Annotated in this window: 7 protein-coding genes; 5 read left to right on the forward strand and 2 right to left on the reverse strand. The window is 55.4% G+C overall.

What is annotated here, in order from left to right; all coding sequences use genetic code 11:
* Positions 1-829 precede the first annotated feature (829 nt).
* From Q0072_RS12260 to Q0072_RS12270, 3 genes are all read left to right on the forward strand, one after another.
* On the forward strand, positions 830-1,186 hold the full coding sequence (locus Q0072_RS12260) for a transposase (protein WP_298330474.1): 357 nt from the start codon (positions 830-832) through the stop codon (positions 1,184-1,186).
* Positions 1,187-1,203: 17 nt separating this feature from the next.
* Positions 1,204-1,527, forward strand: a complete 324-nt coding sequence (gene tnpB, locus Q0072_RS12265) for an IS66 family insertion sequence element accessory protein TnpB (RefSeq protein WP_298330477.1) — start codon at positions 1,204-1,206, stop codon at positions 1,525-1,527.
* Between the two features lie 66 nt (positions 1,528-1,593).
* Positions 1,594-3,207 carry an IS66 family transposase gene (locus Q0072_RS12270; protein ID WP_298330480.1) on the forward strand — a complete coding sequence of 538 codons (1,614 nt, stop codon included), beginning with the start codon at positions 1,594-1,596 and terminating at the stop codon, positions 3,205-3,207.
* 59 nt (positions 3,208-3,266) lie between these two features.
* On the opposite strand, the gene Q0072_RS12275 is transcribed toward Q0072_RS12270, so the two are convergent.
* The gene (locus Q0072_RS12275; RefSeq protein ID WP_298330483.1) at positions 3,267-3,929 is read right to left on the reverse strand and encodes a putative 2OG-Fe(II) oxygenase; all 663 of its coding nucleotides are present in this window, start codon (positions 3,927-3,929) and stop codon (positions 3,267-3,269) included.
* 112 nt (positions 3,930-4,041) lie between these two features.
* Positions 4,042-6,420 carry a heparinase II/III family protein gene (locus Q0072_RS12280; protein WP_298330485.1) on the reverse strand — a complete coding sequence of 793 codons (2,379 nt, stop codon included), beginning with the start codon at positions 6,418-6,420 and terminating at the stop codon, positions 4,042-4,044.
* Positions 6,421-6,609: 189 nt separating this feature from the next.
* On the opposite strand from Q0072_RS12280, the gene Q0072_RS12285 reads away from it, so the two are divergent.
* On the forward strand, positions 6,610-8,052 hold the full coding sequence (locus Q0072_RS12285) for a hypothetical protein (protein ID WP_298330488.1): 1,443 nt from the start codon (positions 6,610-6,612) through the stop codon (positions 8,050-8,052).
* Positions 8,053-8,253: 201 nt separating this feature from the next.
* Entirely contained in the window at positions 8,254-8,934 is a 681-nt protein-coding gene (locus Q0072_RS12290) for a hypothetical protein (protein ID WP_298330491.1), read from the forward strand.
* The last annotated feature ends 168 nt before the right edge of the window (positions 8,935-9,102 follow it).

Genomic DNA, 9,102 nt, shown 5'->3' on the forward strand with positions numbered 1-9,102 from the left:
AACATAATGATCTAGATTTTTGTTTCGCCCCTCGCCGGGCGGTGGCTTTGCCACCTTGGCCGCCGCCTCAATGGCGGCTTGAGCGGAATGATTCCATTTGAAATCATTCCGCTCTAAACTAAGCCGTCAAAGGGCAACACGGCAGCGTCGGAATCTACTCTGTGCCGCAGAATTCTGCGGCAGAACGGCTCTCAACCGGGCTTTGCGAACGGCGCATGGGCGGTCCTGCTAAGGCTTTATGTAGTTTCCGAACCTGTCATCAGCCCTTGGTATGGCCTACCCTTGACGGCTCAACATGAATTGGAGCCTCCATGACCAAAGCCAAAAACCTCGGCCACCGCGAGCCGCGCAAACCTAAACAAACGCGGGTGGCCGCTCCCCAGCAGACACCTTTGTTCAGCCGCAGCATCACCGGGAGCGGGAATTCGCCTAAGACACGCAAAGCGCGTAGCGTTCTCAGCTTACCGGCGTCTATGAAGACTCAGCCGGGAGGTGAGTAAGCCACTTACGTCTGCCGTTAAGTCAAAACGCTTGGTTCTGGAAAGATGAGATATGACCCGTTTGCCTCCAGACTTGGAAGACAATACCCCAAGCCTTAGCGCTTCTTTTGAAGGTGCCCCTGAGGTTTCTCCCGCTGATAAAGTGCCGCGGATGGAACTCTCCCTGAGGCCAGCCGAAGAGACTAGCCTTGAACGCAGAGTCCTGGCGCATGAACGAATCTTGCAGATCGTGGGTAAGCGTAAGCCACGCCCCGTGTTTTCTGGCGGCCTAAAAAGTTCGAAAATGCCGTGTTTTAAGACGCGGGGTATGAACTTCTATGGCTACGCCTATGCGTACGACTAGAAATAGTCAGTTTGTCGAGCTTGTGACAGGGGGCGAGATCGAGCGGGTGCGCCGGGACTGGCCTGAGGACTTCAAAGCGGAGATGGCGGCGCGTTCGATGATGCCGGGGGTGAACGCGTCGGCGCTGGCCCGGGAGATCGGCATCTCACCGTCGCAGTTGTTTGGCTGGCGGCGATACTGCCGTGATCGTGGGCTGGTGGAGACCGTTTGCGATGTGTCGGAGCGGCGAGCTGAGGAGAAGGGTTCGATCGAGATTGAGGTCAACGGCGTAATCGTGCGATGCACGGGGCCGGTTGAGGAACAGGCGCTGGTTCGGGTGATACGCGCGGTTCGCGCGGCATGATCCCGGCCGGCGTTAAGGTGTTGCTGTCAGCCCAGCCTATCGACTTCCGAAAAGGCATGGATGGTCTTCTGGGTCTGGTCCGTGATGCGGGGCACGATCCGTTCAACGGGACGGTCTATGTGTTCCGGTCTAAGCGGGCCGACCGGCTTCGGATGGTGTGGTTTGATGGCACCGGGGTTTGTCTGGTATCGAAGCGTCTTGAGACGGGAGGCTTCTGCTGGCCGAAGGTCGGGCAGGCGCGCATCCGCTTAAACCAGGCGCAGACACTGGCCTTAATCGACGGGCTCGACTGGAAGCGGGTTCGCCCCGAAAAAGTGACGCGTCCCCGTCTTGCGGGATAAGGAAATTTAGTCCGAAAATCTGAAAAAACCCATGCAGATAAGGGGTTTGCATGGTATAAGTCGTCCATGTCGGACCCCTCGATTATCCTCCCGAAAGATCCAGCCGCGCTGATGGCGTTTGCTCTGGAAATGGCCCAAAAGGCCGCTCGGGTGGAAGCGCTTGAAGCCGAGGTCAGCGCCCTGAAAAGCCGGGAAGTCGCGTTGAATGAGCGCCTGGATCGGCTCAATGATATCCTCAAGATCTTCAATCGTGGTCGCTTCTCGCGCAAATCTGAGACCTTACAGGTGACGCCTGCCGAGGATGACGAACAACTCGTGCTTCTGTTTGAAGAGGTCGCGACGGGCGTAGGCGCCCTTGAGGCTGAAATCCGCAAAGGACGACCGAAGTCATCGTCGTCGCCGTCCCGACCCCGCAAAAGCCTGCCGGCGCACCTTGAGCGCATCGAGGTCGTCATTGAACCCGATGAGCCCGAAGAGCACGCGGGTAAGCAAAAGGTACGTATCGGTGAAGACCGGAGCGAGCGCCTCGACGTGGTACCTGTGACGTATCGGGTCATCGTCACCGTGCGCCCCCGTTACGCCTACAAGGACAAGTCTATCGATGGCGTCCTTCAGGCCAAGGCACCTAACCATATCGTTGAGGCGGGCCTGCCAACCGAGGCGCTGCTCGCCCATATCGCGGTCGCCAAATATGCCGATGGCCTACCCCTCTATCGTCAGGAAGCGATCTTCGCCCGGCAAAACATCGAGGTAAGCCGGCAGGTGATGGCCAGCTGGATGGGCGCGGTGGGCTTCGAGTTGACCACCTTGCACACCTATATGATGGCGCAACTCCTCAAGGGCGAGCGTTTATTCGCCGATGAGACGGTTCTGCCGACCTTGTCTCCCGGAAACGGGAAGGTGTTACACAACTATCTCTGGGCCTATGTGAAAGACGACCGCCCCTTCGGCGGCGGGGATCCACCGATCGTCGTCTACCAGTTCGAGGATGGGCGCTCAGGCGACCGCCCAAAGCGCCATCTCGCCGGCTTCAACGGCGTGCTCCAGGTGGATGGGTACGCGGCCTACAATCAGCTTGAAAAGGCCCCGGATGCCAATGCGGGCATCCAGCTCGCCGGGTGCTGGGCGCATGTCCGCAGAAAGTTTTACGACCTGCATGCCAACAACAGCTCGCCCGTAGCCACCCAGACGGTTGAGATCATGTCTGCACTCTGGCACCACGAAGACAAGGTGCGTGGGCAGTCGCCTGAAGCGCGGGCTGCCTACCGCCTGAAGCATGCCAAGGCCATAGTCGAGGCGCTCTTCCAGCTCTGGGAAAAGACCTCGTCGCAGATCTCTCAGAAATCATCCCTGGCCAAGGCTATCGACTATGCCCTGCGTCGTCGCAAGGTACTGGAGCGGTTCCTTTATGACGGGCGTATCGAGCTGGATTCCAACATCGTCGAACGCGTCATCAGGCCTCAGACTATTACGAGGAAGAACAGCCTGTTCGCGGGCTCCGACGGCGGTGGCCGGACATGGGCCATCATCGCCTCGCTTATCCAGACAGCCAGGATGAACGGGGTCAATCCTCAGGCCTGGCTGACACAAACTCTTCAGCGCATCGCAGACGGCTGGACCGTCTCTCGTCTCGACGAGTTGATGCCATGGAATTTTAAGCCAGATAAAGCCGGCGCCTGATCCACAAAATCGTCAGATCCGCAACATGGGTGCGTGTTTACGCTTACATCATTCCTACTCTATACCAATGACAGATTGGCACTCATGCTGCGGCGTATGCCTTCGCCTCGGAACGGGTAGACCGTGTGGAGCATCCATGAGGGCCACAGATAAAAATCTCCAACCACCGGCTTAACCGTGAATAGATTCTGAACACCGATGGCGGTACGGCTATCGATGAACTGCAGGCAGCCTACTGAATGCTGGCGTGCCTTGTCAGCCTGAAATTCCTGCTCATATCCTTCAGGATTGCGTAAGAAGAGCACGCAGCTATAGGTGCTTCCCTGATGAAAATGCACAGGATTGAAGTCGCCGGCGATCATATCATTGATCCACCCTTCGCTGATACGAATCTCGATCTTTTTGTCTTTAAGTTCGGTGGCTTCCTCGTAGTTCCCGTAGTGAAGCAGCGCATTATGACATTTGTAGGTATAGGTGCGCGCCACATCGAACAGTAAGTCGGTGAGAGCCGGTGTTGACCGGATAATGTCTGTGATGCGCATCTCGGTCTTGAGGTTACCTGCCAGAAATTCCGACCAGTCTCTGGTCTGGCGTTCCCGTTCCTCCATTAACAGTGCATCGATCTTTTCATTTAGTGCGTCCACCACACCTTCGGGAGCTCTGGCCTTGATGATAGCCGGACTGAAAGGCGCAACGCTCTGCATCTTGTAATCTGGTCCCATTATGACTCCCTGAGCGGCTGGATTGTCTGATCAACCACTTACGCCGCTGTGATTTCAGCCTGCAAACCCGTTTATGATACTCGGTTGCGGTCTTTCGGTTCTTGGCCACGCCTCAGCAACAGCGCAAACGCACAAAGCGATCGCTACCCGATAGCGTGATCGATTTACCGTTTACATCAACTCGCCGTTGGCTGAAGGGCAGCCACAGGCCAAGTTCAGCATTTGCCTGTCCCTGCATCCAGAAGCGACCTTGACCATAGTCGGCGATCAGAAACCGTTTTGAGAGACTGTCAAGCAAAAGAGTATCATCAAAGCGCAGATAACTGCCATCAACGACAAAGAGGGTTTCAAGCGTGGTGGGTGAAGGTTTGGTGCCTGCTTTATAAGTCAGAGCAAGCATGTAAGCGTCCGTTTCCCAGCCCATGAGGGCCGTGGTTGCGTTACGATGGCGTATACTGCCATCGGCTTTCAGATTGATGTAAACATCCGTCACACGGCTCCCGCGCGTGATACGGGCGCCGATCATATCAGGCCCCGTCAGACGCTCGACTTGTGGAGCAGGCCCCTTGTCTTCGGGGATAATGGCCGTCAAAAACTTCTGACGCTCAGCTCTCTCTGCGGGGACGAAAGCGTAATAGGTCGTTCGTTCGTCCGGCGCCCGATCCTTGTATCCCTTCAACTCTTCAAGCCGCATGTTTTCAGGGTAGTCTGTTGGCAGGCCTGCATCGGGAAACGGCATGGGAAAAAGCGGTCGCACACTCACTGACGCCTCGCCGTTTTTCACCACCAGGTTTTGTCCCTGCCGCTTGGTGTCACCCTGCGTGTGTAGCTGAAACGCAAACTGTCCCGGTTCACGGGCTTTGAGATCATCGTAAACCAGAATGACACCATCAACCCAAAGGAAATGACGGAAATTCCGCGCAAACGTATCCGCCGTCGGGCCCGTTGCATCGGCGAAGACGTAGCGGTAGCCGGCAGCGTCCATCATATTGGGGATACGACCTGGAGTGTGAGAACCTATGTAGGTATCTTCCTTGGGTTCAGCCTTACCATTGAAGGTCACCACGTTATGGGCCGCACTTTGGCGGTAATACTCGTCATATTCCTTGCGGGCATAGCTGGCGTTACCCGAGTCGATCAGAAGGGGCTTCCCGTTATGGAAAAGCAGGAAAGAGCCTGCGTCAGCATGACTATGGTTCCAGGTAAAACCGGAGCGGACAGCCAGTAAGGTCGCATTTTCAGCCCAGGACGTCCGCAATGTGGCCCAACCTATACCACGGTACCAGGCGCTTAGTGGAAGTTGTGGCACCTGCCCGGCTCCACCTGGCTCAGACTTCAGAGGCATGTTGACCAGATAACGCGGCTGGTAGCGAACATCTCCACCTGTCCCAGCCGTAGCTGACAGAGTCGTGTACCACAGCAGGTCAGGACGCTTGACACCAGTGAGCCAGAGGTTCGCGGCTGATCGCGAATAGTTTTTGTTGATGTTGCTATCACCAAAATTCACGTGCAGAAGTGAGGGCGAGGTCGGATAGGCATTTTGGATCAGGAAATCGACTGACTTTTCCAAAATGGGCACATCTGCGGGTTTTTGAGTGAACATCTCAAGCCACGCCAGACGAAAGGCGAGATAAGTCCCGACCGCCAGTTCGGCATAGTTGACGCTTTCGAGATTGCCTCCGTCAGCGTCAAACGTCGGTATCTTCCCCTCTATCTGGCTACCTTCATAAGTCCACCACTCTGTCCCAGCCGTTTCAAGGCGATCCAGATAAGCCATAGCTTCCGGCTCGTCACGGGAGATCGCGATCAGGCCTACACCGGTTCCAAAAACGATATGCGCCCACCAGTTATGGCCCATGGTGTCCAGTGTGTGAATGCGTTCGCGTCCGTCGATCCAGTCATTAAATACAGGCTTGGCGAGTTTGCTGAGAAAGCCTGCGGTAAGTGCTTTTCGCTCCGCAGGCGTAAGTTTTTCTCTGATAGAATCGTAGATAAGGCCAAACATCTCACCCGTTGTTCCCATGCCCAGGTCTGAATTCCAGACCGGATCACGCTTCAACAGCGGAGCATCCGTAACCAGATTGGGCTGACTGATGAGATTACGCAGGATATCATGAAGCTTGTCGGCATAACGCGCCTCTCCCGTCACTCGCCAGGCCAGTATGAGCGGCTCGACACTTTCGGGAATGCGACGGCTGTCGCGCGTGATATCTTTGGGTGAAAGAACCACAAGACGGGCAGCCTCAGCCTCAATCTTTCGCCATTGCTCCGCGACCTCTGGCTGCGAGGCGACCCGTTTCTTGAAACCGGCCACTGCCTCGTCTGAAAAACTTAAATGGACACCGCCCGGCCGAACCTTGAAGACACGCGGAGGGACCTGAGAGACCATACCGTCCGTCTGAGGGACCGCGCTGCTGGCGGGAAGCCCTCCCAGAGCAAGACAAATAGCAGCAAACGCTACGCCGCTGCGGCGCAGGGATATCCGGGTCATATGATCCTCTCTGTTTCTTCCGACGACACATCATTACGCTTCGACTGCGCATCGCCATAAGCTGATATCGATATCACTAAATTTTTCCGTGCGCCACCCCTTTCAAGCTCCGTTGAGAAAGCGCGCCATTGTTATCGATATCCATTTTTGATAACCTCAGGCATCATAACAACAGGTTGGAAATCGAACATGTCAAAAAAATCGTTGCCCCCATTCAGCCTGGTCGGGCTACTTGCCCTGCTTGCTATTTTTATCCCCGGTCTAAGCTTTGCAGACGCAAGAAGTGACTACCTCGCCACGCAGAGAGGACGCGCTGAAGTCCCCAAAATCATTGCAGCTAACGCTATTCCCTGCGAAATGGCAGAGGCTTTTTTTGCCGGAAAAGTAACGACAGAAATCGAGGGCAAAACGCGCGACCTTCAAGTTTACGAAGTCGCCTGCCAGGGTAAGAGGGGGCTGCTACTGAGGGTGGCGTCGCCGACAACTCTTATAAGCGCCACGCCTTGCGACGAAGCTGAAGCCGAAAAAAAGCGCAACAAGGACGCAATCGCCTGCGTGATACCCGCCAACCGGAGTAATACGCAATGGATAACTGGTTGGGTAAAGCCCTTGTTTCCCAAATGTGAAATCTCGGGCGTAGTCTATGTGGGAAAGGCCGCTGGCACCGCAAATCGGATATACGAGGTCGTCTGCAAGGGGGGGCAGAGTGGAGGATCAGGATTCTATACCCTGCCAGAAAACGTAGACACCCTGCCTTCTCCGGTTGAACCGCTCGCCTATGTCAGTTGTCTGAGAGCGCGGGATACAGAGGTTAAATGTACCCGCACAGATGATAAAGGTGCCATTGGCAACTATCGCCCGCTCGCCTGGCAAGCGTTGAAAGGATGCGTGCCCGCTGAGGCCCGCTTCATGGGCGGCGGGAAAAACCAGCTCTATTATGAAGTTCTGTGCGAAGACCGGACCAATCTCGTCATCGTAACGGATGGCCTTGATCGCTTCAAAGGCGCCCTCGGTTGCAAGGAAGCCGAGACGTATGGGGCAAAATGCAGCTTTGGCGGATCGGCACCTTCCGGTCTTAATACGGGCGGTAACTCTGCGGGTGGTTCAGCGCCGTCTGACAAGACAAAACTGGCAACCTATAATTCAGCCCTTTCGTCCCTGGGGAAGTTGTGCACCGCATCCGCCTATAATCTGGTTGGGCAAGACAGCGCTCTTAAGCGCGAGCTGATAGAGTTCAAATGCCAGGCCCCCCCCTACGGCCTGGCCGGCTATCTGCCGGTCGAAGGCGCGACATCAGCTGCCGATCTCACAGACTGTTTCGTGGCCACCCTCCGAAAATTCAACTGTCGTTTCTATCCGATCGAGGCTCAGAGAAAGCGACTGAGTGACCTGGCAGATGAGAGCACCGCCATTAAACCGGATTGTGTTGTCAAGGATATTCTTTATGTCGGGGCGACCGCCGATCAGGACCTTACGGTGGAAATTGCCTGCGAAAACAAACGCGGCTACATGGCCATTATCGCCCCCGCTCGCGACAAGATCAGTCGCGCGCTGCCGTGCACGATAGCCGCGAACCGTAGCGATTGGGAGAAGTGTACGATCCCCGGCAATGGCACCTATAGCGGCAGCTAACGCTTCCAGGGCTTATAGCTAAAAAACAACCGTCCTTCGCTGAAATGTAGCATAGAAGGACGGTTTCTCAGAGCCCACACCTCGGCATTTTCTTAGTGTCTAGGTTGTAGTGACAATTTAGGGATTCACGGACCGCTCAAAAATGGCCGGGAAGCAACGGATATCGACCTGTGGTGGCTTGAGGACTTTCTGGTCGGCGGAGTGCGGTTACTCTCCGACTATAACCCGGCCTCCCAACAGCCGTATGAACAGTTCAACCGTTTGAATCTGTTCACCCTGGACGATCAAAAACAGATAACGCTAGACCAGCGAGCAGACAGTTACGCGATCACCCGCGATGGCCAACTCAAAGGGTTTTCCACCTTTAATCGTGAGAAAGGTATGACCGACATTATGATGGCGGTCGAAGCCAGAGGACGATCGGACAGCTTTGTCTCCATCCGACGCGAACAGACAGCAACGCAAAATCAGTTGATTGTTGAAGGTTTGGGGCGCACGGATGAAGAATTACTGATAAGCGACCGCACCACTGGCCGATTTGAGTATATTGACCGTGTTGGGCAAGTGACACTGACGGAGGGTTCTGGACGGCCCCTGTTTGATGCTTACAGCCACCATCACATCGGGTTCATTTCTGACGAAACAGAATCAGACCCTGTTTATCTATCTGAAAAATGGAAAAAAATATGGGCGGGGCTCAAGTCCATGGCCCCGGCAGAAACTCGACTGAGGGTCGAGTCACACGCTATAGATGCGCGCCAACTAATCGCCTCGACGGCTTACAAATCCGGCCTGACCTTATACTATTTCGTGGACCTGTCGTCCGGCCGAACGGAACTTCTGACGCGCAACATGGTCGATTCTGATTACACAGGGCAATAGGTGTCGCGGCCCTTCGCGAGGTCCTTACATAGGCCTATTGCACCGAGGGTCAGAGGTGGGCCCCATTTTACGGACAGGAATGCGGCTTAGCTAAGCTTGTGTCTGTGGTGTGATTATGCCGCTTGCCTCGTTATTCCCGATCCCAGGTAGGCCTCGTCTGGTGTCTGT

The organism is Asticcacaulis sp., from assembly GCF_027484505.1.
Taxonomy (GTDB): Bacteria; Pseudomonadota; Alphaproteobacteria; order Caulobacterales; family Caulobacteraceae; genus Asticcacaulis.

What these genes read in the sequence shown, in the direction of transcription:
- Q0072_RS12280 (WP_298330485.1), bottom strand. Translation starts at nt 6,420, where the DNA reads ATGACCCGGATATCCCTGCGCCGCAGCGGCGTAGCGTTTGCTGCTATT.
- Q0072_RS12285 (WP_298330488.1), top strand. Translation starts at nt 6,610, where the DNA reads ATGTCAAAAAAATCGTTGCCCCCATTCAGCCTGGTCGGGCTACTTGCC.
- Q0072_RS12270 (WP_298330480.1), top strand. Translation starts at nt 1,594, where the DNA reads ATGTCGGACCCCTCGATTATCCTCCCGAAAGATCCAGCCGCGCTGATG.
- Q0072_RS12275 (WP_298330483.1), bottom strand. Translation starts at nt 3,929, where the DNA reads ATGGGACCAGATTACAAGATGCAGAGCGTTGCGCCTTTCAGTCCGGCT.
- Q0072_RS12260 (WP_298330474.1), top strand. Translation starts at nt 830, where the DNA reads ATGCGTACGACTAGAAATAGTCAGTTTGTCGAGCTTGTGACAGGGGGC.